Source organism: Nannocystis bainbridge (genome assembly GCF_028368995.1).
Lineage (GTDB): Bacteria > Myxococcota_A > Polyangia > Nannocystales > Nannocystaceae > Nannocystis > Nannocystis bainbridge.
This window is the reverse complement of the sequence record NZ_JAQNDL010000005.1, coordinates 266,948-289,929: the sequence shown is the minus strand read 5'-3', so window position 1 is coordinate 289,929 and position 22,982 is coordinate 266,948. Positions and strand designations below refer to the sequence as shown.

The window sequence follows — 22,982 nt, the reverse complement described above, 5'->3', positions numbered from 1 at the left end:
CGACGGTCGCTCGCGGCGCGGTGCCTGGCCGCGCCGCTCCGCGGCGGCCCGCAGGGCGACGTCTCAGCGCCCGAGGGCGAAGGCGACGCCGTCCTGCAGGGTGCCGCGGGTGACGAGGCCGCGGAAGTCGATGCCGAGGCCGACCAGGATCTGCGCGATCGACGGGGTCATACCGGTGACCACGACCTCCGCGCCGAGGAGGCGGACGGCCCGACTGATCTGCAACAGCGAACTGGCGAAGGCGGCGTCGGCCGTCGAGACACCGGTGATGTCGAGGATCACGACGCGGGCCGTGTGCAGCGCGACTCCGGACAGTACTCCGTCGAGGACGCGTTCGGCCCGCCCCGCGTCGAACTGACCGATCAGCGGCAGGACGACCACGCCGGCGGCGATCGGGATGGTGGGCGAGCTCATCCGCTCGAGCAGCTCCTTCTGCTCGCGGATCAGCACCTCGGCCTGCTTTTGCGCGGTGATGTTCGTGAACGTGCAGACGGTCTGGAACGCGCGGCCGGACTTGTCGAACTGGGGGGTCGCGGACACGAGCAGCCACACGCGCGAGTCGGAGGCGGGGCGATACACGCCCATGACCACCTCGCGCACGGGCTTGCCGGTGGTGATGGCGACGACGACCGGGTGTTGGTCTCCGGGCATCGGCGAGCCATCCTCGTGGATCACTGCCCAGCGCGAGTCAAACGAATCACGACCCTCGATCTGCTCCGCCGTCAAGCCGAGCATGTCGAGCGCGATCTCGTTGTACCGCAGCATCTCGCTGCGGGCGCCCTGGACCACGACGCCGACCTGCAGATTGTCGAGCATCGCCGTGGACCGCTCCTCGCTCACGCGCAGGGCGGCCTCGGCCTCGACCCGCGCGTTGACGTCGCGGGCGGTCAGCACGAACTCCTGGACCACACCAGTGTCGGGGTCGCGGATGATCACGACCATGGTCTCGACCCACACGAAATGCCCGCCCTTGTGCCGGAGCCGGCTCAGGACCGGCCCGAAGCGGTCGCTGCCCGTGCCGGGCATCGCGGGCAGCAGGCGCTCGCGGAGCTGCTGCGCGAGGTGCTGCTCGTCGGGGTGGATGATCGCAAAGCCGGAGCTGCCGACGTGCTCCTCGGGGGTGTAACCGAGGACATCGGCGATCGCTGGCGAGACGTAGTTGCAGAGCGCTTCGGGATCGAAGCGGAAGGTGACGTCCGGGCTCGCCTCGATCGTCTTTTGGTGAATGGCGTCGTTGCGCTCGAGCTGGGCGACGCGCCGCTTCAATCGTTCGACTTGCCCATGGAGATCCACGGTGTCCTCGCCGGCTTCCAACATCGTGAACCCCCGCGCGGCATGGTATGCGCCCCCCGCGAGAACCGCAACGAACACCGTTACCCCCCGCCCACGCGGGCCTGCGCGCGTTGGCGCGCTCGCGTCGGCCAATGCGCGAATCCCACGTGCGCGGCCGCGTCGTTCAGCGCGACGAAGCGACGCGCGGTCGCTGCACGGACGCGCGCCGCATGACCCGCTCGGACTGTGGGTGCTCGTCGCAGATCGGCGTCCTCGAGGTTTTCTCACGTCGTTGCTCGGGAGGCGCCGGCCGACCTCCAATGCGCATTCGCCGGCTCGAGCCCGCCGGCCGACCTTGCCCGGCGTTAATGGTGGTCCAGTGATTCCGCGGCGACCTCGACCTCTACGTGCATTTGCACCGCCTCGTCAATACATCAGCTTGAAGGATTTCATCGGGACATTAAACCAGACAACCTCCTAGCGACTCGTGCTCCAGAAGATGGGAGAATAATCATCAAACTCGGCGATTTCGGCCTTGCACGGGTGCCCGTGGCGAGTTCTGGACCGATGACTCGAAGCCCCGCGGGCACCCCGAACTACATTGCCCCGGAACTCTCTCGGCATGACCGGGATCGAACTGCTAACCGGAGAGCTCAGTCCGTCAGCACTCGCAACCCGTGCGGGCCTTCCCCAGCAGGTGAAGGACATGTTGCTCGCAATGGTGCACGTGAACCCCGCTAGGCGTCCATCGATTGGTCATTGCCTGCAGATCCTCGCCAGCGCGGGGGAAGAAGAGTTTAATCGCCGTAAGGTTTCCGAGGCCGCACAGCCGCGTCCTGAAGCAGCGCAAGCGCGGCCGCAGGCGGGACAGGCAGCGCCAGCGCGAACGCACGCGGAACGGACGGCGCCAGCACATCCCCCGGCGGGACAGCCACGTCCCCAGGCGGGGCAGGCAGCGCCAGCGCGCGCTCAACTCCAGCGGCCCCGGGGCTATTCCGGTGTGACTTCCATGAAGCGACTGAGCGACAGCTTGGGTCTCCTGTTATTGGGGGGGATCGCACTGGCGACAATGAATTCAAAGGATGGAGATGGACGCTGGCGAGGGCGGAATGGCCAGTATCGTGGTGGTCCGTGGGGGTAAGGCCTGGTCCCCTCGGTTAGATGTGCCCCCTGGCATCGGATCCGATTCGTCTACACGCCGCGTGTCCGAGTCGTCGTTCTGCTTCGAGGTCATCGCTCCTCCGCGAGCCCTTGTAGAGCCTCGGCGGAGGCACTACGTCGGACGGATACATTTGGTTCAGCCAGGAGCAGTACTTCGCGGTGCGGTCGTGGTGCAGCCCAGAACACCGCCTCGAGGAAGCTTCTCGTTGCTGCTGCCCCCCAACATGGTGTGGGAGGAGCACCCCGTGGCCGGCGGGATCCGGCTGGGCTTTCGGATTTGCGACGGCGGAGTCATCGTGAAGCGGATCCGGGAGCGAGGCGAAGGGTGAAGGTCGTCGAGACGGGCTCCGCGTGGCGGGAGCGGGTCGAGGGATGGGCCCGGAGCGGCCTGACGTGCAAGGAGTACGCGGCGAAACTGCGGCGGCAGACAGATGCAACGGCATCGACGAGGACTGGGGCGCCGGTCGCTGGCCTCGTCGACGTGACGGAGCAAGTCGCGGCCGCGCTGGCGATGGAGGGTGATCGAGGTCGAGCTAGCGATGCGCTGGTGCGGGTCCGCGGTGAGGTCGACGGCGAGACGCTGGTGCGAAGTTCTCCCCCGACAAGCCCGGGTTGCTGCGCTCGGCAGCTCCCTAGGCGGGGGGAGGCTCGTCGACGCATGCGGCGCGTCCGAGTTGAGGTTGTACTCTCAACTCGTGATGTACCAGACCGCTATGCTAGAAGCGAACCCAGAAAGGAACCCCAGAGCAAGACCTTCAAGCCGAGCACGGCGTAATCCTTGATCTCTTGATTTGTCCAGGATACGCAGGAATGGCTCAACTTCAACGTTGGCGAGTTTTTCAGCAGCCTGTTTGTCAATCTGCAACTCAAGAACCTGAGCTTTCAGTTTTTCGGCTTCCTCTTTTGTTTGTTCGGCCTCATCGCGTAATTCCCTCGTGGCCGCTGCCGCGTCCTCTAGGTCCTGCAGAATTTTTGCCAAACGACTCAGTCTATCGTCAATTGATTGCCTTCGAGGCATCTCTCCGTGGGCACCTAAGCCTGGGATTGTTTGACTGAGCGCCGCTCGCAGAATGCTCATCAAAACTGGGCGAAATTCGTTCTCCTTGGGCGCCTCGTAGGGGCTCTTCATGCTCATACCCTATAATAGGGCCTTCCATCGTTCGCCCGTCAAGCTTACACCGACGACCGGCGCAAATCTTTCGCCATGGCAGAACTGCATTCCTGGTCTTATCTGGACATCAGGAATTTTACTTACTTGACAGCGGGTTGAAAATTTGGCGGCATCCCTCCATGGACCTGCAGACCCATACCGTTGAACTTAGAGCTGACTCTCCTGATGAGGAACTCTACTCTTTTCTCTTGAGTGCGTTCAGCGTGCCTGAGCTGATCTCATTCTTGGTCTTGGGGCCTGAAGGTGACAGCGTGTATGCCGGAATCCCAGTCGGAGCTACTCCGACAGATGTCGTAACCGCTGGTATTCAATCATTGAAGCGGCGTCGTTTGCTTGATGAAGTTTTCTTCTTGCGGCTACGAGGCCGTTTTCCACGGAGAATTGCGGAGGTTGAACGCCTCGCCTCCCTGTTTGGGTACCGCATTGGAAGAAATGCCGAAACAAGCTCTTTCGGACACAAGACGCAGATCATCATAAAACTAAGAGGCAGACTTGGCGCATTTGATCAAGATGCTCTTACCTCAATAGTGGCTGATTTGGCCCGCCGCTGTGAGGGATCTGAGATTGTCGTCGAGTTCATACTTTCAGGCAGCGTGGTGATTGTTGTCTCACTGGACACTGAGCAAGCTATAAACTTGGCTGCGAATTACGCGAATCGCAAGTTCGGGCGGTTGGGTGGTTTTGACGTTCTAGACATCACGACGCGAAAGTCACATAGGGCGGCGGCGTTTTTTCTACCTGTTCGATGCGATCCCGTTTTCTTCGATGAGAGTGATGACATCGTCAAAGCCGTAATGGAGCAAGCTATAAAGGTTGCGCTGGCGAGTGCAGGCGGGATGACAGAGGCATCATTGATGCTTGGGCTACAACCGAAGGCGCTCCTGAAAGCGACGAGGACATACGGCATTTCCGTTCCTGAATGGAACGCCGACACGTTTAGGCATTCGCCCGAATTCTTTCTTAGCGAAGTGGGCCTGTTCGAGCACCTAAGCATGCCACATCTCCGCTTGAGGGCGCACACTATCCACCTAGGGCACCTCGAGCGTGAACTCTATCGCTGGAGTATGGAATTGAAAAGGCTGGAACGCTGGACTTGGATTCAATTGGCTCAGCACATGGGTGTGAGTCAGAAGGTCCTCCGACATAGGATAGAACGCTACCGCTTGGATGTCGCTGACATAGGCGAAGGGTCCGGCGATATGGGTTTCGAGCGGTTGCGGATAGAATGAGTCCTCGATGCTCGAGCATTCCGAATCAGAATAGCACGTTCCGCCCGCCTGGTCGCCGCCGAATTCGTCGCTCCACTTGGTCTTCTTGCCCGGCGCGAACGCGAAGCCCTTGTCCCGCTCGATGCCGACCCACTCACCCTGGAAGCGCGGCAGGAACACAGGGGTCCAGTCCTGGGTGACGAGGATCGCCCACAAACTGGTTCTGCACGAGGCCGCTGTCCGTGACGCTGTCGGCGGTCTGGAGCGGCGGGAAGGTCTGGTACATCGCCTCGCGGACGGCGGCCTGTTTCTGGTCGAGCGCCTTCTTCTGCGCCTGCGAGGGCTGCCTGCTCGAGCTGCCGGCCTTTCGCCGAGTTCGCGGCTGCGCGCGCCGACTCGCCCGACGTCGCGGTCGTGAGAGCCACATTTCGACGGCACAACGCGCGCGAGGTCGCGGCGGCACCGCGCGCGCGAGGTCGCGGGATCGGCTACGAGGTGGTGATGGACGACGGGTATGGCGCGCGGGTCGGCGTAGCGAGCTTCCCTTGGCCACCTGGTTCTTGGACCAGGACGGCCGGCTGCGCTTCGCTCCGGCGACGCGGCCGATCCGCCAAACTTGCGCGAGGCGTTCGAGCGGCGCATCGAGGCCCTGCGCGCGCGCGCGCGCGGGGACGCGCGCGCCGGGCGGCGCCGTCGCGGGGTAGACTCGCGGCCGGATGTCCGACGACCTGCGGTTCGTCAGCACCACGCCGCCCCGGATCGATCCGGAGCGGCTGGCGCACGCGCTGGCGCGGGCGGACCTCAAGGCCAAGTTGCTGGGGCCGCCGAGCGAGTCGGAGCGGGTCGGCCGGTTCGCGGTGCTGCGTCGGCTCGGGGCCGGCTCGATGGGGGTGGTGTTCGCGGCCTACGATGAGCAGCTCGACCGCCGGATCGCGCTCAAGCTGATTCACGCCGGCCACCACGACCCGGCGGCGGCGGCCCGCTGCAAGCGCGAGGCGCAGGCGCAGGCCCGGGTGGCGCACCCGCACGTGGTCCAGGTCTACGAGGTCGGCGAGGCCCGCGGGCACGTCTACGTGGCGATGGAGTTCGTCCAGGGCGAGACGCTGCGGGCCTGGCAGGAGCGCGAGCCGCGGGGCTGGCGCGAGGTGCTGGCGATGTACGTGCAGGCCGGGAGCGGGCTGGCGGCCGCCCACGCGAGCGGGCAGACCCACGGCGAGTTCAAGCCCGAGAGCGTGCTGGTCGGCGACGACGGCCGGGCGCGGGTGGTCGACTTCGGGCTGGCCCGGGTCCGCGCTGCGTCTGTCCCGCAGAGCATGCCCGAAGGGGAAGGTCCCAAAGAACATGTCCGTATGGGCATGTCGATCAAGACCGATCGGCCGGGCGACGCGGTCGCGGCGCCGACGGCGGTGGCGCCGGAGCAGCACGCGGGCGGCGAGGGCGACGCGCGCAGCGACGTGTTCGGGTTCTGCGCGGCGCTGCAGGAGGCGCTGCACGGGGTGCGGCCGTTCGCGGGCGAGCGGCGCGAGGAGGTGCAGGCGGCGATCGTGGCCGGGGCGATCGTCCGCGGCGCACGCGAGGTGCCGGGCTGGCTGCAGCGGGCGGTCGAGCGCGGGCTGCAGGCCGATCCGGCCGCGCGCTGGCCGAGCATGGACGCGCTGCTGGAGGCGCTCGGCCGCGACCCGAGCCGGCTGCGCCGGCGGCTGGGGCTGTGGCTGGTGACCCTGGCGGCGCTGTTCGGCGGGGCGCTGGTGACCTGGCAGCAGCTCGCGGAGCGCCACGCGGCCGACGCGGCGGCGGAGGAGGTGCGGGCGGCCGCGATCGCGGCCGAGGACGCGCGCACGCAGGCGGCCGGGGAGGCGCGGCGGCTGGCGGCGGCGGCGGGTCAACAGGCGGGCGCCGATCCGGCGCTGCGGCAGCTGCTGGCGGTGGCGGCGGTGGCGACGGCGCAGGCGCGCGGGGAGGCGCCGCCGCTCGAGGTGGAGCAGGCGCTGCTCGACGCGCTCGACGGGCCGCGCAGCGACCGGTTCGCCCGCCCGGGCGGGGGGGTGGTCGACGCTCTGGCCGAGAGCGACGACGGGCGCTGGCTGGCCACCGGGGAGCGCGAGGGGGCGGTGGCGCTGTGGTCGACGGCGGCGCCGCGGGCCCCGCTCGACGTGGCCTTGGGGACAGGCAGCGCGCGGGCCCTGGCGTTCGCGCCGGGCGGGGCGGCGCTGGCGATCGCGCGCGCCGGCGATCGGCCGTGCGTGCACGCGCTGACGCCGGTCGGCGGGCTGGGGGCGCCGACGTGCTGGGAGCTGCCGACGACCGATCCGCGCGACCTGGCCTGGGGGACAGGTGAGGCGCTGGTCGTGCGCGACGGGCCGCGGGTGCACGTGCTGCGCCCGGGGCAGCCGCCGCAGCCGCTGGGCGAGGCGAGCGACCCGCTGCGGCGGGCGCTGTGGAGCCCCGACGGGGCGACGCTGCTGACGCTGAGCGGCGACGGGACGGCGCGGCTGTGGCCCGCGGCGGCCGGTCCGGCGCGCGCGCTCAAGCTGCCGCCGCCGGCCGCTCGCGGGGCGACGGGGCTGCTGGCGGCGACGTGGCGCGGGGACGGGCAGGAGATCGTGGTCGCGCGCGCCGATCACACGGCGGCGCTGGTGCCGGTCGACGGCGGGCCGCCGCAGCGGCTGGTGGGGCACACCGACGAGGTCTACGCGGCGGCGTACCGGCCCGGCGGGCAGCAGGTGGTGACGGTGTCGCGGGACGGCAGCGCGCGGGTGTGGCAGCGCGACGGCAGCAGCGCGCGGATCGAGCTGCAGGGCCACGAGGAGGCGCTGCTGGGGGTCCAGGTCGGGCCGGCGGGCGATCTGCTGCTCGGGACCCCCGCGGGCGGCGAGGCGTGGCTGTGGCAGCCGGGCGTGCGCGGCCCGCCGCTGCGCCTGCGCGGCCACGCCGGCAGCGTGGTGGCGGCCAGCTTCTCGCGCGACGGCGCCCGGGTGCTGACGGCGTCGGTCGACGGCAGCGCGCGCCGCTGGCGGATCGCGGACGATCCGTGGCTGTTGCGCGGGCACGCGGCGGCGATCGAGCAGGCCGCGTTCCTGGCCGACGGGCGCACGGTGGTGACCGCCGGGCTCGACGGCGCGGCGCGGGTGTGGCCGCGCGACGGCCGGGCTTCGACGCGGCTGGGCGGCCACCGCGAGGGGGCCTCGACGGCGCTGGCGGCCAGCCCCGACGGCGCGCGGCTGCTGACGGTGGGCAGCGACGGGCGGCTGCGCCTGTGGTCGCTGAGCGGGGCCGAACCTGTCCTTTTGGCCAGCCTCACGGCGCCGCGCGGGGCGGCGCTCCTCGACGCCCGCTGGAGCCCCGCGGGCGAGCTGGCGGCGGTCGCCGGCGAGGACGGCCGGGTCCACGTGGTCCGCTTCCCGCCGGTCGGGCCGCCCAGCCTCGACGAGGTGGCCGCCCACGCGGGGGCGGTGCGGGTGCTTCAGTTCATGTCCGATGGGACAGCCGTCGCCAGCGCCGGCGACGACGGGCCGGTGCGGGTGACGCCGCTGGCCGGGGCGACGGTCCGCAAGGCCAGCCTGCAAGGCCACGCGGGCCCGGTGCGGGCGCTGGCGGTCGACGGCGAGCTGCTGGCCAGCGCGGGCGACGACGCGGTGGCGCGGGTGTGGTCGCTGGCCCGGCCCGAGGCGGCGCCGATCGTGCTGCGCGGCCACGCGGGGTCGATAGGTCAGGTCCAGCTGCGGCCCGACGGGCTGGCGGCGCTGACGGCCTCGACGGACGGGACGGCCTGCGAGTGGCCGCTCGACGGCGGGGAGCCGGTGACGCTGCGCGGGCACACGGACGCGGTGTGGATCGCGGCGTACAGCCCCGACGGCGCGGCGATCCTGACGGCGTCGGCCGATGGCTCGGCGCGCCTGTGGTCGCGCCGCCCGGAGGGGCTGGTGGCGCTGCGACTGCCGCATACGCCAGCGGCAGGGCCCGGCGAGCACGATCGCAGGCTGTGGTCGGGAGGGTTCTCGAGCGACGGGGCGCTGGTGGTGACGGCGGGCGCCGACGGGCTGGCGCGGGTGTTCCCGGCGACGCTGGCAGGCCGCCTGGCCGAGGCCTGCGCGCGGGCAGGTCGCGACCTGACGCCGGCCGAGTGGGCGCACGACTTCGGCGACCGGCTGTATGTGAAGACATGTCCGTGAGGACATGTTCTTGTAGTAATGTTCTCGGGGACATGTTCTCACGGTCATGTTCTTGAAGGCATGACCGAAGGGGCATGCGGGCTCACGCGAGGCGAGCCCGCGCAGGGCCATCGGCTCAGCGCCCGGACGCGACGGCGGGTTCCTCCGCGCTGAAGCGCTCTCGGCTCGCGCCGGCAGGCGGCGGGAGATCGGCGGGATCGTGGCTGCGCCTGCGGTTTTCGCCGGGGAAATGCGCTGTTCGAAACCGAACCTGCGCGGCCCCGCCGAGTCGCGTGAAGCAGAGCTCGGCGGGGCGGAATTGCGACGACCGTGGGGGGCGGCTCGGAGGGGCGCAGGGGGCGAGGCTCCTCACTCGCGCAGCGACGCGTGCAGGGCGGCCCAGGGGCGCGCGGCGGCCCAGGGCGCGCGCGCGCGAGGTCGCCACGGCTTGACGCTCGCGTCGGCGGGGGACTAGAGAGAGACCAGGGCGGGATGGGCGAGGCGAGGCTGCAGCGCGCGCGAGACGATGCGTCGTCGTTCGGGTCCCTCGGATCGAGGGGCGACGCGCAGACGCTGCGCTCGCGCGAGGGGCAGCGGTCCGACGCGCGCACCGACGGGCAGGTGTTCAGCGGCGTCGACGACGAGCGGCTGTTCAGCGAGCTGCGGACGCGGCTGTTCGCGCGCGGCGAGGCGACCCGGATCGGCCGCTACCGGCTGATGCATCGCCTCGGCGCCGGGGCGATGGGCGAGGTCCACCTCGCCTTCGACGACGCGCTCGAGCGGCCGATCGCCATCAAGCTGGTCCACGCCCACCTCGCCGATCCGCGATCGACGGCGCGGCTGCGGGTCGAGGCGCGGGCGCTGGCGCGGCTGGCCCATCCCCACGTGGTGCACGTGTACGAGGTCGGCGAGCACGACGGGCGCACGTACCTGGCGATGGAGCGGATCGAGGGCGGCAGCCTGCGCGAGTGGCTGGGCAGCGAGCCGGGGCCGCCGCAGGCCGAGGTGCTGGCGGCGTATCTGGCGGCCGGGCGCGGGCTGGCGGCGGCCCACCGGGCGGGCATCATCCACCGCGACTTCAAGCCGGACAACGTGCTGCGCGGGGTCGACGGGCGGGTGGCGGTGGTCGATTTCGGGTTGGCGGCGCTCGAGTCCGGCGAGGGGGGGCCCAGCGCACCGGGGCCGACGGACGAGAGCGGCGCGTGGCCGGGCGGGTTGCCGACGCAGGACCGCTCGAGCGAGGTCGCGGGCACGCCGGCGTACATGCCACCCGAACAATTTCGCGGCCAGGCCGACGCGCGCGCCGATCAGTTCGCGCTGTGCGTGTCGATCTACGAGGGGCTGTGGGGGCGGCGGCCGTTCCCGCGGCGCACGCTGGCCGAGGTGCTGCGCGGGCGCGTCGACTGGACCCCGGCCGAGCCGCCGCGCGACGCCCTGGCGGGTTGGCTGTGGCCGATCGTGCGGCGCGGGCTGGAGGCCGATCCGGGCCGGCGCTGGGCCGACGTCGACGCGCTGCTGGCGGCGATCGAGGCCGGGCTGGCCCGCGGGCGGCGGCGGCGAAGGGTGGCGCTGGCCGGCGCGGTGGCGCTCGGGACGGGGCTGCTCGGCGGGGTCGCGGCGGCGTGGTGGAGCGCGGCGCCGGAGGTCGAGGCGTGCGTGGCGGTGGCGCGCGAGCTCGACGACACGTGGGCGGCCGAGAGCCGGGCGCGGCTGGGCGAGCGGTTCGCGGCGGCGGCGACGGGCGCCGGGCGGGGCTGGCTGGCCGACAGCGAGGCGTCGGTGGTGGCGGGCCTCGACCGCTGGCGCGGGCGCTGGCTGACGGCCCGCGAGGCGCTGTGCGAGGCGCGAGCGGGCGGCGATCCGGTGGTGCTCGATCGGCTCGGGCGCTGCCTCGAGCGCCACCGCGACGGCGCCGGGGCGGTGGTGGCGGCGCTGCTGGGCGGCGAGCCGGAGGTGCTGCGAGCGGCGCCGGCGGCGGTGCAGCGGCTCGAGGACCCGCAGGCGTGCGCGCGCGAGGCCCGGCAAGGCGGCCCGCCCGAGCCGCCGCCGGCCCAGGCGGACGCGGTGCAGCAGGTGCGCCGGCAGCTGGCGATCGCCGAGGCGGAGCTGTTCACCGGGCGGACCGAGGCGGCGTGGACGAAGGCGCTGCCGCTGGCGACGGAGGCCGAGGCGCTGGGGCACGCGCCGCTGACGGCCGAGGTGGCGCTGACGCTGGGGCGGGTGGCGCTGGTGCGCGGTCGCGGGGCGGAGGGCTTCGAGCGGCTCGAGCAGGCGGCGGACGCGGGCGAGGCGGCGGGCCACGATCGGGTGGTCGCCGACAGCTGGCGCTTGCTGGCGATGTCGGCGGTGACCGAGACGCCTGACCTGGCGGCGGGGCGGCGTTATCTGCGGCGGGCCGAGGCGGCGAGCGCCCGGATCGGGCTCGATCCGGCGACCGAGGCGCGCCTGGGGTTCGTGCGCGGCAACCTGGCGCTGCTGGCCGACGAGCTCGAGCCGGCGGTCGATCGGCTGCGCGTCGCCGCGGCCGCGCTGGTCGAGCAGGACGATCTGCTCTACGCGTCGCACGCGGCCTCGAGCCTCGGCACGGCGCTGCTGGAGCGCGGCGAGCCGGAGGCGGCGCGGGTGGAGTTCGAGCGCGCGCTGGACCAGCGGGGGCGGGTGTACGGCCCGCGCCACCCCGAGGTCGCCCGCGCGGCCTACAACCTGGCCCAGGTGCTGCGCGCCTCGGCCCGCGCCGGGGCCGACCACGAGGCGCAGGCGAGCGTGCTGTTGCGGCGGGCGGTCGACATCTGGCAGGGGACCGACGAGGCGATGACGCTCGAGGCCGGGCGGGCGGGCTTCGTGCTGGCCCAGCTCGAGCTCGACGCCGGCCGGTTCGAGCGCGCGGTGAAGCACGCGGAGGCCGCGGAGGCGGTGTTCGCCGCGGTGCTGGGGCCGGACCGCATCGAGCACGCGGAGGTGGCGGCGCTGCTCGGGACGGGCAACTACTTCCTCGGCCGGTCGCAGGCGGCGGTGGCGGCGTTGCGCCGGGCGGTGGCGGGCCACGCGGCGGCCCACGGAGCGCGCGACGTGTACACGGCGTCGTTCCGGGTGGCGCTCGGCTGGGCGCTGCTGGCGACCGGCGAGCTGGCCGAGGCGCGCGTGGAGCTCGAGGCGGGGCGCGCCGCGATCGAGGCCGCGGGCGGGGTCGGCTGCGAGGACAGCACCGACGCGCGCCTGGGGCTGACGGCGGTCGATCTGATCGCCGGCGAGCACGCGCGAGCGGCCGCGCGCCTGGCCGAGTTCGATCACGCGCCGGTCGGCGAGCTCGATCGCGTGACCTTCGCGCTGCTCTCGGGGCTGCTGGCGGTGCGCCGCGATCCGGCCAGCGCCGACGGGGCGGCGGCCATGGGTCGCGCCCGCGAGGACGCCCGGGCGGTCGCCGGCGGCGAGGCGATGCTGGCCGTGCTGTTCGACAGCGTGCACGCCACCACCGACGAGCGCCGCCTGGCCGGCGGGTGAGGCTCGCGCGAACTCCCATCGATCCTCAACCACGCACCAGGAGCATCCTTCATGCATCAATGCATCACCGCCAGCACCCGGCTCAACGTCGCCACGCTCGAGGTCGGGTCCGACTTCGTCTACATCGTGGTGGTCGACGCCACGCATTCGACGATCCGGGTCACCTTCGACTCGGCGGCCAACGCCGCCGGGAGCGGCTCGATCAGCGGCGTGAGCGTGAGCCCCAGCGGGCCCTCGTATGGCACCAATTGGGTCGAGTTCAGCGTCAACGATCCCCAGGTCGAGTACACGGTGACGATCACCTACGTCGATCCGCCGACCAGCGAATCGCGGGTGGTGCCGCCGCTCGAGACCCCGACGAAGACGCCGAAATTCAAGCCACTGAGCTCGTGCCCGCCGAGCTCGGTGTGATACGGGCCGCATCACCCTCGCCAGCCGTGCGCGCATGACCTCGCCTCCATCACCCCCCGACGAGCCCAGCGACGCCGATCTGCTGGAGGCGTGGCGGGCCGGCGACGCCGCGGCAGGCGAGCTGCTGTTCGCCCGCCACTATCGCCTGCTCAAGCGATACTTCCGCAACAAGGTCCGCGCCGAACACATCGCCGATCTGATGCAGGAGACGTTCGTCGCCAGCGTCGAGAGCCGCGAGCGGGTGACCGACGCCAGCCGGTTCCGCGGGTACCTGCTGCGCATCGCGTACCACGTGTTCTGTCGCCACCTGCGCCGGCGCCCGCGTGAGGCGCCCGAGGCCGACCTCGACGCGGTCTCGGTCGAGCAGCTCGATCCGGGGGCCGTCTCGGTCATCGCCCGCACGCAGGAGCAGCGGCTCTTGCTCGAGGGCCTGCGGGCGATCCCCGTCAACTACCAGGTGGTGCTCGAGCTGCACTACTGGGAGGACATGCGGACCGATCGGATCGCGGAGGTGCTGGGGGTGCCGCCGGCCACGGTGCGCAGCCGCCTGCAGCGCGCCCGCGACGCGCTGCAGGCCGCGATGGACCGCCTGGCCCGCTCGCGCGAGGTGCTCGAGAGCACGCTGACGCGGCTCGAGGACTGGGCGGCCCGCTGCGGGCGCGAACTCGGCGGGGCCAGCGACGAGCCGTGATCGCGGGGCCCTGGCCCCTGCGAGGCGCTGCGCCTCATGCGAGGGCCCGGCGAATCATCGTGCGGGCGCGAGCGCGGGCGCCTCGAGCACCGCGTCGGCGCCGTCGCTGATCCTGGCGCCGTGCCCGGCGAGGGCGCGCGCGAGGACGGGCACGAATCATCGAGGATGATGGAAGCGCGGGGGCCTCGAGCGCGTGCGAGGGCTGCCAGCTCCACCGGATCGAGCGCTGTGCCTACATCCGCGACCTCCTATGCCTGCTCCCGTCGTGGCCCCGCGCCGCGTCCTCGAACTCGCGCCCCGGCCTTCTGGCAGGAGACTCTGAAGGAGGAGGACATTCAGCGGCGGCTCGCCACCAACTTCTTCCGCCGCGTGTCGCTCGGAAAGCCTACGAGCGAGGTGTAACCGAACCCCTCAACCGGAAAGCACTTCGCCGGACAGCCGCCTGATTTCGGAGACCCGATCAGAGATCGGAGTACTGCATGGAATCATCGCAAACTTCAAGCGCCGGCCCCAAAGCTCAGTGTTTGAGGCACAAGTAACGATCGGCTGCATCACCGCACGGCCCCCGATCGCCTTCATCTCTTTGCGGAACCCTCGCAGCATCTGGCCGATGCTCGAACCCAGCGCGGTAACCGGGACGGGCCGAACACCAACACGATGACCGCGACGATGACGACGATCTCAAGGGGAGTGAGCATGGGCGGACCTTCACCTCGTCACAGGGCGCTGAGCCACACGAGCAGCGCCTCGGTCTCGTCCCACAGGCGGCGCTGGAGCGCCGGTTCGCCCCCGGGGGGCGCCGGCGTGATCGCTCGCGGCCCCTTCACGGTGATGTAGCGACCATCGCGCTTGGCGATGCTCGAGCCGATCGCGAGCTCGACGATGAGCCCTGCGCCGCGGGCGGGCTCGCCGATTCGCAGCCACTGCAGGACCCGCTCGAGCGGCGCCGCGAACCACAGGTCGCGGCCGAGCCCCGTGACATTGAACCCCGGGTCGAGGCACACCGCCTCCACCCCGGTCCCCTCGAGGCGCCGCGCGAGCTCGAGGGAGAACATGATGTTGAGCAGCTTGCTCTTCCCGTAGATCGCAGAGGAGCCGCGGGCGGTGAACGGCCGGGTGTCGGTGAGGTCCTCCGGCAGCGAGAGCGTGCCGTGCCGGCGCGAGGCCTCGGAGGCGACGGTCACGACACGCGCCCGACCTGCGGCGGTGAGCGCGGGCACGAGGATCCGCGTGAGCAGCCACGGCGCCAGGTAGTTGACGGCGATCATCTCGGGCAAGCCGTCAGGCGTCACGCGCTGCTCGAAGGCGTGAACGCCGGCGTTGTTGATGAGCACGTCGACGCGACCGTACTGCGCGGCGATCTCCTCCCCGGCGCGACGGACCTCCGCCAGCCGGGTCAGGTCGGCGAAGAAGAGGTCGACGGAGGCACCGGTCACGGCCGCGCGCAGCTCGGCTCGGGTGCGCTCGGCCTTCTCCCGGTCGCGGGCGATGATGGCGAGACGCGCGCCGCGACGCGCGAGTTCGCCCGCGGCGACGCGGCCAAGACCGTTCGTGGCGCCGGTGAGGACGATCAGAGGAGCTGGGAGCATGGGTGAGCCTCCGGTATAATGGGGATAACTCAACCGTCTTCGGAGTGATGGGTATATGTCAACTAAATTACCCGACCCCGACCCCTCTCCCCGCAGCGCGCTGGAGCTCGAGCTCGGCGTCGAGCTGAATGCGCTCTTGAGTGCGTCACGGGCGCTCACCGAGCGCTCGGCCGCCGCATTCCACCCGGAGTTGCAGCCTGCCGCCTTTCACATCGCCCGCTGGCTGTACGCCTACGGGCCCGCGAAGCCGAGCGCCGTGGCCGAGGCGGTGGGGATGGATCGGAGCTCGACCAGTCACCTGATGGGCTGGATGAAGCGCCTCGGACTCGTCGAGAGTCGCCCCGACCCGTCCGACCGCCGTGCCGTGCTCCTCTCACTCAGCCCGACGGGCGAAGCGCAGGTGCTCGCCGCACTCGACCTCCGCGGCGCCGCCTTCTCGGCTCGCCTGCGGGGCTGGTCCGAAGAGGACCTGCAGGCCTTCACGGCCCTGCTCCGCCGCTTCAACGCGGGCTAGCACGTCGACTTCGACATTCTCGGCGGGCCGCCGCTCATCAGGTTCACCCCCTGTGGCGTCAGCACGCCCCAAGTCGCGTGAAAACCTGCTGTGAGTGCGAGGGCGGGCATGAATCATCGAGGATGATGGAAGCGCGGGGGCCTCGCGTGCGAGCGCTGTCGCCGGGGTCGATCAGCGTGAGGGCGCGAGCGCGGGCGCCTCGAGCACCGCGTCGGCGCCGTCGCTGATCTTGGCGCCGTGTCCGGCGACGGCGCGCGCGAGGTCGGGCCAGCGTCGCGGGCCCGCGGCGTCGAGCAGCAGCGCCGTCGTCGGGCCGGTCGCCGCGCGCAGGTCGGCGAGCGTGTAGCCGCCGGCATCACCGGCGCGCAACAGGTCGCGCCAGATCGCAAAGGTGTCGCGCCGGCCCTGCGAACCGCCGCGCGCCTCGACGTCGGCCACCCACTGCAGCGTCACGCCGCACGCGTAGATCTGCCAGCCCGAGAGCTCCGCCGTCACCAGCGAGCGCTCGCCGAGGGCCTCGCTGCAGCGGCCGAGGTTGCGCGACAGCTGGGCGACGCCCTCCTCCTGGGTCAGCGCGCCGTTGGCCACGGCCGACACGATCGCGGCGTACTCGGCCCCGCCCTCGTGCAGCCAGTCCGGCACGCCCTCGGTGGTGGGCGCGTTCCACAGGTGAAACGCCTCGTGGCGCACGAACTTGGCCACGAACTGGGGCGCCGTCACGTCGGCCTCGTGCATGTGCGCGGCCATGAAGCGCAGCGAGATGACCGCCGACTGGCTGGCGTCGCCGCGGTACTCGAACGGCCCCGGGCTGGTGGCGACGAGGATCGTCGGCTCGCGCCCGGGCCGCTCCAGCTGGTCACGATAATATCGGAGCGAGACCTCGGCCTCGCGGCGGATCGTCGCCAGGAGCGCCGGCGTGATGTCGTCGCCGGCGACGATGCGCAGCCCGTCGGCCTGGGTCACCTCTTCGGCCGGCCCGAGGTAGGCGTAGCCCGCCTCGGCCGCGTGCTCGGGGATCGCCACGCTGCCCGCGTCCGGGCGCAGCACCACGTGCGTCTCGACGCCCTCGACGAGCAGGGCCGGCCCGTAGAGCGCCACGCCGCGGCCGACGCGGTGCAGCGACGGATAGATGCGATCGATCTCGACGGGGTCGGGCGCGAGCGTCAGCTCGAAGCGGGTGAGCGGCTCGGCGCTGGTCACGAGCCCGTCGACCAACTCGACGCCGGGCGTGACGCTGCGCCAGGTGTCACGGCGGACGGCGTCCGAGCGCCGCAGCTGCACCTGGCGCGCGGGGGCGGGCAGCTCGAACACGGCGCGGGCGCCCTGCGCGTGCTGCCACACGCTCACGCTGACGATCGCGGGCGCGGGCTCGACGGCGTCGGGCGTGGGAGCGGGCGCGGGTTCGACGGCGACGGTCGGCGTCGGAGCGGGCGCCGGAGCGGGAGCCTCGGGCGTCGCCGGGCAGCCGATGAGGCAAGCGCACGCCGCTGCCATGAATCCGCGCCCACGCCCGCTGCCGGCCGCGCGTGAACCGCTCTCCATATCGGCTGGGTTTCGGCCTCGCATGCGCGCGGAACACTACCTCGATCCGTCGCCGCCGCCGCCGAATTTCGCGCCTCGCAGCCCTGCGCCGCCGCGCTGAGCGCCGCGCGTGAGGCTCCTGGTGACCGCCTCGCTGCACGCGAACCGGCGCGTCGCCGGGGCCCGAAAAAACCTCGAATCTTTTTGGATCGGGATCGGGGGGTCGCGGCTCTCTACCCCACGAGTACCGCGCCGGCCGGGTCGTCGCTCCGACGAAGCCCGGACCGGCCCGGTCCATCCCGCAAACCAGCCGATCAAGAGAGCAGACGAGCCATGGCCCAGGACATCCTCATCATCATCAATTGCGACCGCAGCGCCTCCAACCGGATCCAGATGTTCTGCGATCCCTCGATCCTCGACGGCAACCCCGGCGAAGGCGAAGGCTCGTACGAGCTGGGCGTCAAGGTGCCGGTGAGCACCGAGCTGCGCTGGCGCGCCACGCCGCTGCAGACCACCGACCCGAACGACTCTGGCGTCTATCACGTGATCATCGAGCAGTTTCACCTGTGGGACAACGCCGGCAACTACCTGGTCGAGTGGGGCACGAGCAACGGCGGCGGCGACGCCCCGTTCTACAAGCCGCCGGGCAACCTTACCTCCGACGCCCAGGCGGCGATCGGCGTCGAGGGCATCGACCGCCCGTTCGTCCAGTGCCTGACCCAGCTCACCAGCCGCGACGAGACCCTGGGCCCGAAGATCGCCTACAACTTCACGGTGGCGATCTACAAGAACGGCACCAAGGTCGAGGACCTCAGCTGGGACCCGTACGTGACCGTGTTCCGGCCCTGATCGCGGCGAGCCGCGGCGCGAATCGTGGTGGTGACATTCGTTGGGGTCATGCACGCTGCGCCCGGCGCAGTCGGTGATGCGGTGCGATGAATCGCCGACTGTCACGATACGGCGCGAGGCGCCCCGAATCATCGGGGTTCCTCGCGTCGAGTTCTTTACGCCGGCAGATCATTCGTAGGCATGGCTCGCGCGCTCGCCGACACGCTCCGGCCGCGCGAACGGGCCCGTGCGGCCCTCCAGGCGCGCCAATTCCCGCCGCGCGTGCTGTTCGGCGCGGCTCGGCAGGGGCAGCAGCCGCAGCACGTCCTGCCACGCCTCGATCGCCGCCGCCCGGTCGTCCTCGGCCTCGGCTCGAGCGGCGCGTCCGGCATGCTCGCGCACGGCCTCCGCGTGACGCAGGGTCCCGCAGCCCGGGCACGCGAGCAGGCGCGGCGCGAGCCCGCCACGGCACCCGGGGCAGGTGTAGTGACCGGCCCGGCTGCGACCGCCGGGGGTGAGCGCGTAGGGCCCGAACAGGCCGTCGCGCGGCTCGTTGATCGACTACGCGAACCACACGCCGCCGACGAGGGCCACCAGCGTCAGGGCGCCGTGGCCCGGATCGACGCGGAGCTGCTCGAAGGGCAGGGTCAGCGCCAGCACCACGACATCGACACCGGCGAGCTGCGAGGACCGGCCCACGAGCAGCGAGAACACCAGCGGCGCGGCGGCGATCGCCACGTAGGTGAGGCTGGCCGCGAGGCATTGATAATACTTGCCGCCTCGATCGCTGCCTCCCTTCTGCACCGCGACGCCGACGCCCGCGCCGATGAACGCCGTGAGGACGAAGAACTCGCGCTGCGTGGCATAGGCGATCGCGGCCCAGATGGCGATCGCGGCGGTCGCCGCCACGCACCCGTACAGCGCCGCCGCGAGCAGCCGCGTCGCCCCGGTCGCCTCACGCCGGGCCTCGGCGTGACAGCGACCGCAGCGCAACCCGTCGTGGTCGAAGTAGACATCCCCCAGAGGCCCGTCGCACGCCTCGCACGCGGCCGGACTCACGGGCGAGAGCCAGAGGAGCGGCGCAGCGTCGGACTTCATCACGGCTGCATCGTATCAAAGCGCGCGTTGCTGTGCGCGCCGCTCGAGAGCGGCGCGCGGGAGTCCAGGCCGTCCATGCGGCTCCTTCCTCGGGCGCCGCATCACCGGAGGATGGCGGGTCGCGTCAGCCGCCGCCGCCCATGCAGCTGAGCTCGGGCGGGAAGGTGAACTTCTCGACGGTCACGTCGAAGGTCGCTTGCAGCGGCTCGTCGTGCGGCGGGTTGCCGCCGTGGGCGACGGCGCTGAGCTCCCCGGCGTAGTGATCGCCGGTGGCGTCGCTGAGGGTGATGACGCCGTCCGAGCCGATGAGGTCGGCGATGTACGTGTAGCCGCCGGCGTCGACGGTGGACAGCCACTCGACGGCGACCAGGTTGGCGACGTCGCCGGTGCTGTCGACCGCGAAATCGATGCGCAGCGACTCGAAGCCGCCGTCGACCTCGCGCACCGACTTGAGGGTGACGGTGCGGCTGCCGTCGGCGGCGTCGGCATAGATGCCGAAGCTGCTGGCGTCGATCGGGAAGCTCGCGGGGACGCCGAGGATCTCGAGCTCGATGGTGCCCTCGCCGAGGTCGGAGGTGCTGTCGGGATAGTCGTAGGTGCCGCGCAGCGCGGCGTAGGTGGCGAGCTGGTAGTAGCTCTGACCGATCGTGGTGTCGGTGACGTCGCAGGCCTCGACGATCCAGAACGCGTCGTCCTCGGGGACGTGGCGGCCGAGGGAGATCCGGCTGTCGGTGACGGGGCGCGGCAAGATCAGCTCGACGGGCTGAGCGAACACGACATCGTCCGGGGTGAAGCGAAACACCGGCGAGGCGAACTCCTGCTCGAACGGCGGGTCGGCGGGCGGGTCGATGACCTCGATGCCGAACAGGACTTCCTCGGCGACGGCGTCGGCGGGCACGCGCAAGGTGGCGCCGCACAGGGTGAGCTCGCCGCCGGCGGGCCCGAGCAGCTGCGTCACCGGCGGGCATTCGCCACCGGCAGTGGTGGTGTCGCCGTCGGTGGTGTCGACGCCGGTTGTGTCGACGCCGGTGGTGTCGCCAGTACCGGCAGTGTCGGTGGTGTCGCTGCCGGTCGAGGTCGTCGGCGCGGCGTCAGTGGTGGGCGCGCTGGTCGAGGTCGAGGTGGTGGTCTCGGCGGTGGCGCTGCCGTCGGTGGTGGTGGTGCCTGGATCGGTGCACGCTGCCAGGAGCAAGCACAGGGGGGACAGGAGGGTCAGGCGATGCGTAAGCGGCATGCTTCGCTTGTAGCCGAGGACCGCCTCGCGGGCTCGCCGCCATGCGTCCAGGTCGCAGGGGGCAGTCGTCCGTGCGCGCGCGAGGGCGTCACGCGCCCTTGCGACGGGCGCAGGGCCGCGCTCGCGGGAGGCGGAGATGGCGGCAAATGGGGCGCCTGTGGGTGAGATTGTGGTCGATGGGACAGGTCGTTGACAGCTGTCCGCGAGCCGGGTCCTCGCAAGCTGCGCGGGGCCGCGTGAGGTCGCGGGGCTGGCGTCGGGGCGACGCGGATCGCCACGTTGAGGCGGTGCGACGGGGTCGTCAGGGTGAGGTGGCGTGAGCACGAATTACCCGCGTCGCGGTGATGCGGGGCGGCTCGTCGTGGTGATGCAGTGCGGCACGACGGCGCTCACGCGCGCGGGCCCGCGTCGCGCGACGCGGGCCCTCGTTGCTGGCCTCATGCGGTGCGAGGCCTTCGTGATTTACGGCGCGAAGTAGTTGTGGGCGATGTACGAGGCGCCGAAGCCGGCGCCGTTGGAGAGGGCGACCCACACGTCGGCGTTCTGGTCCTGCGTGAAGGCGATGAGGTCGTCGCGGCCGTCGCCGTTGACGTCGCCGGTGGTGAGGGTGTCGTTCCAGTCGCCGAAGGACGAGGTCCACAGGGCCGAGGCGAAGTTGTTCGCGCCGTTGGAGAGGCCGACGTAGGCGCCGTAGTTGCGGTCGAAGACGGCGATGTCGGCGCGGGCGTCGGTGTTGAAGTAGCCGACCGCGGGCACCTCGCCGGCGGGGGCGAACCAGCTGTTCCACACCGCGGCGGCGCCGAAGCTCGAGCCGTTGGAGAGGGCGACGACGGCCTGGGCGCCGTTCATGCTCTGGGTGAAGGTGACGAGGTCGGCCCGGCCGTCGCCGTTGAAGTCGGCGAGCATCGGCGTCTCGCCCTCGGGGGCGAAGTACTCGTGCCATTTGGTCCTGGCGCCGAAGCCCGAGCCGGTCGACAGCATGACGTGGACGTCGCCGGTGCCGTCGGCGGCGAACAGGACGGCGTCGTCGCGGCCGTCGCCGTTGACGTCGGCGACGCGGCCGATGTCGTCAGGGTCGGTGGTGCCGGCGCTGCTGGTGTAGACGGTGCCGTTGAAGTCGTAGCCGCGCGACAGACCGACCCACACCTGGCTGTCGCTGAAGGCCCAGATGTCGTCGCGGCCGTCGCCGTTGAAGTCGCCGACGGCGCCGACGTGGCCGCGGTGGGCCCACCAGTCGTGCCATAGCTGGCCGGCGCCGAAGCTGCTGCCGTTGGAGAGGGCGACGTAGACGTCGAGCGGGCCGCCGACCGAGTCGCCGTGGGTGAAGGTGAGGATGTCGTCGCGGCCGTCGCCGTTGAAGTCGCCGACGGCGGGCGTCTCGTGGATGACGGAGCGCAACCACCGGTGCAGGCGCTGGCTGGAGATCTTGGTGTAGATGCCGGGCTTGTCGCGGCGGGCGCAACCATCGCCCCAGCTGACGACGCCGAACTGCTGCAGGCCGGTGGCGGTCCAGGCCAGGAGCGGGCCGCCGCTGTCGCCCTGACAGGAGTCCTGGCCGCCGAGGGTCGGCGCGGCGGCGACGTGGACCGCGGGGTTGTAGCGGCCGCCGTAGACGCTGGGCTGGGCGGCGTAGGTGTCGGTCAGCACGGGTACCTGGACCTCCTGCAGGTGATTGGTGCCGGGCCCGCCCTCCCACAGCGCGCCCCAGCCGATCACGGTGGCCAGGACGTTCGGCATCCACGAGGCGCGGTCGCTGCCGGAGTGCGGGGCGGCCAGCTCGATCGGGGTGCGCGTCGAAGGCGACGACAGGACCAGCAGCGCGAGGTCGTTGTCGAGGTCGCCGGCCTCGGTGTTGTAGCGCGGGTGGACGACGATCTGGACGACGTTGCGGATCTCGCCGGAGGCGGAGGCGAGGTCGGTGCGGCCGATGACGGTGCGGATGCTGGCGGGGCTGGTGCCGTTGACGCAGTGGGCGGCGGTGAGGACCCATTGCGGGGCGACCAGGCTGCCGCCGCAGAAATGACTGCCGCCGGAGGTCTGGACCGAGACCATGAAGGGATACTCGCCCTCGCTGGCCGGACCGCCGCCGACGATGGTCTGCGGCTCGAGGGCGGTGGTGAGGTCGAAGCCGTCGGTGGCGCCGACGCCGGGCTCGTCGTCGCCGCTGTCGATCTCGAGGGCCTCGTCGGCCTGGAGGTCGTCGGGGTCGTCACAGGCGAGGGGGAAGGCGAGGAGGACGGCGGCGGGGATGAGGATGCGCTGGTTCATGACGATAGCTCGTGGTCTTTTGGACATGTTGTATGGGACATGGTGAAAGGGACACGTTCCCCGGCGGCCGCCGAACGCCGCGCACAGGCGCGGGTCGAGGTCGTACGCGGCGCTGCTGTGCGAGCGCGCAAGGGTCGGCCGGCTGGCGACACGGCGGTCGGCGGGGCGGCGTCCTGGTTCGCCGGGTCAACGCCGGGCAGGCGGCATCTTCCCGGGGGCGTGAAAAAAATTGTTAGAGGTCGTCGGCGCGCGGTCGCGAAGAAGGGGTTGGGTCCGGGAAGCCGCAGCCGACGAGTAGGGCGGCGCGATCGCGGGGCGCGGACGGGTCGCTATGGCTGGCGCCGGCGATCACGACGAGCGCGGC

17 protein-coding genes are annotated in these 22,982 nt (G+C 71.4%); 8 read left to right on the top strand and 9 right to left on the bottom strand.

The genetic code is table 11. The features are described from left to right. Window positions 1–63: 63 nt before the first annotated feature. The gene (locus POL25_RS41480; RefSeq protein ID WP_272091969.1) at window positions 64–1,317 is read right to left on the bottom strand and encodes a PAS domain S-box protein; all 1,254 of its coding nucleotides are present in this window, start codon (window positions 1,315–1,317) and stop codon (window positions 64–66) included. 366 nt (window positions 1,318–1,683) lie between these two features. On the opposite strand from POL25_RS41480, the gene POL25_RS45140 reads away from it, so the two are divergent. Then, window positions 1,684–2,013, top strand: coding sequence for a protein kinase domain-containing protein (locus POL25_RS45140; RefSeq protein ID WP_373372151.1), 330 nt, complete (start codon window positions 1,684–1,686; stop codon window positions 2,011–2,013). 1,108 nt (window positions 2,014–3,121) lie between these two features. On the opposite strand, the gene POL25_RS41475 is transcribed toward POL25_RS45140, so the two are convergent. Beyond that, entirely contained in the window at window positions 3,122–3,562 is a 441-nt protein-coding gene (locus POL25_RS41475) for a hypothetical protein (RefSeq protein ID WP_272091968.1), read from the bottom strand. A 161-nt stretch (window positions 3,563–3,723) separates the two neighbouring features. Between POL25_RS41475 and POL25_RS41470 the strand changes: the two genes are divergently transcribed. From POL25_RS41470 to POL25_RS41450, 5 genes are all read left to right on the top strand, one after another. Further along, window positions 3,724–4,833 (top strand): hypothetical protein, encoded by a 1,110-nt coding sequence (locus POL25_RS41470; RefSeq protein ID WP_272091967.1) that lies wholly within the window; start codon window positions 3,724–3,726, stop codon window positions 4,831–4,833. Window positions 4,834–5,528: 695 nt separating this feature from the next. After that, window positions 5,529–8,984: a WD40 repeat domain-containing serine/threonine-protein kinase gene (locus POL25_RS41465; RefSeq protein ID WP_272091966.1), complete on the top strand. Its 3,456-nt coding sequence runs from the start codon at window positions 5,529–5,531 to the stop codon at window positions 8,982–8,984. 471 nt (window positions 8,985–9,455) lie between these two features. After that, window positions 9,456–12,464 carry a serine/threonine-protein kinase gene (locus POL25_RS41460; protein ID WP_272091965.1) on the top strand — a complete coding sequence of 1,003 codons (3,009 nt, stop codon included), beginning with the start codon at window positions 9,456–9,458 and terminating at the stop codon, window positions 12,462–12,464. Window positions 12,465–12,515: 51 nt separating this feature from the next. Beyond that, complete coding sequence (locus POL25_RS41455) at window positions 12,516–12,875, top strand: hypothetical protein (protein ID WP_272091964.1); 360 nt, start codon at window positions 12,516–12,518, stop codon at window positions 12,873–12,875. A 34-nt stretch (window positions 12,876–12,909) separates the two neighbouring features. Then, window positions 12,910–13,566 (top strand): RNA polymerase sigma factor, encoded by a 657-nt coding sequence (locus tag POL25_RS41450; RefSeq protein ID WP_272091963.1) that lies wholly within the window; start codon window positions 12,910–12,912, stop codon window positions 13,564–13,566. 575 nt (window positions 13,567–14,141) lie between these two features. On the opposite strand, the gene POL25_RS45135 is transcribed toward POL25_RS41450, so the two are convergent. Both POL25_RS45135 and POL25_RS41445 read right to left on the bottom strand, forming a co-directional pair. Then, entirely contained in the window at window positions 14,142–14,264 is a 123-nt protein-coding gene (locus POL25_RS45135; RefSeq protein ID WP_373372148.1) for a twin-arginine translocase TatA/TatE family subunit, read from the bottom strand. Window positions 14,265–14,282: 18 nt separating this feature from the next. Then, a complete protein-coding gene (locus tag POL25_RS41445; RefSeq protein ID WP_272091962.1) occupies window positions 14,283–15,155 on the bottom strand; it encodes an SDR family NAD(P)-dependent oxidoreductase in 873 nt (290 codons plus the stop codon). A 55-nt stretch (window positions 15,156–15,210) separates the two neighbouring features. Here POL25_RS41445 and POL25_RS41440 point away from each other — a divergent pair, with 55 nt between their 5' ends. Further along, on the top strand, window positions 15,211–15,669 hold the full coding sequence (locus tag POL25_RS41440) for a MarR family winged helix-turn-helix transcriptional regulator (protein ID WP_272091961.1): 459 nt from the start codon (window positions 15,211–15,213) through the stop codon (window positions 15,667–15,669). A gap of 171 nt (window positions 15,670–15,840) precedes the next feature. Here the strand turns inward: POL25_RS41440 and POL25_RS41435 are convergent, their stop codons facing one another. Next, window positions 15,841–17,163 (bottom strand): hypothetical protein, encoded by a 1,323-nt coding sequence (locus POL25_RS41435; RefSeq protein WP_272091960.1) that lies wholly within the window; start codon window positions 17,161–17,163, stop codon window positions 15,841–15,843. Window positions 17,164–17,523: 360 nt separating this feature from the next. Between POL25_RS41435 and POL25_RS41430 the strand changes: the two genes are divergently transcribed. After that, the gene (locus POL25_RS41430; protein WP_272091959.1) at window positions 17,524–18,039 is read left to right on the top strand and encodes a hypothetical protein; all 516 of its coding nucleotides are present in this window, start codon (window positions 17,524–17,526) and stop codon (window positions 18,037–18,039) included. A 168-nt stretch (window positions 18,040–18,207) separates the two neighbouring features. On the opposite strand, the gene POL25_RS41425 is transcribed toward POL25_RS41430, so the two are convergent. The 4 genes from POL25_RS41425 to POL25_RS41410 form a co-directional block, all read right to left on the bottom strand. Continuing rightward, a complete protein-coding gene (locus tag POL25_RS41425) occupies window positions 18,208–18,420 on the bottom strand; it encodes a hypothetical protein (protein ID WP_272091958.1) in 213 nt (70 codons plus the stop codon). Window positions 18,421–18,579: 159 nt separating this feature from the next. After that, a complete protein-coding gene (locus tag POL25_RS41420) occupies window positions 18,580–19,116 on the bottom strand; it encodes a C1 domain-containing protein (protein ID WP_272091957.1) in 537 nt (178 codons plus the stop codon). A gap of 124 nt (window positions 19,117–19,240) precedes the next feature. After that, on the bottom strand, window positions 19,241–20,350 hold the full coding sequence (locus tag POL25_RS41415; protein WP_272091956.1) for a hypothetical protein: 1,110 nt from the start codon (window positions 20,348–20,350) through the stop codon (window positions 19,241–19,243). 462 nt (window positions 20,351–20,812) lie between these two features. Then, window positions 20,813–22,618 carry a trypsin-like serine protease gene (locus tag POL25_RS41410; protein ID WP_272091955.1) on the bottom strand — a complete coding sequence of 602 codons (1,806 nt, stop codon included), beginning with the start codon at window positions 22,616–22,618 and terminating at the stop codon, window positions 20,813–20,815. Between the last annotated feature and the right edge of the window lie 364 nt (window positions 22,619–22,982).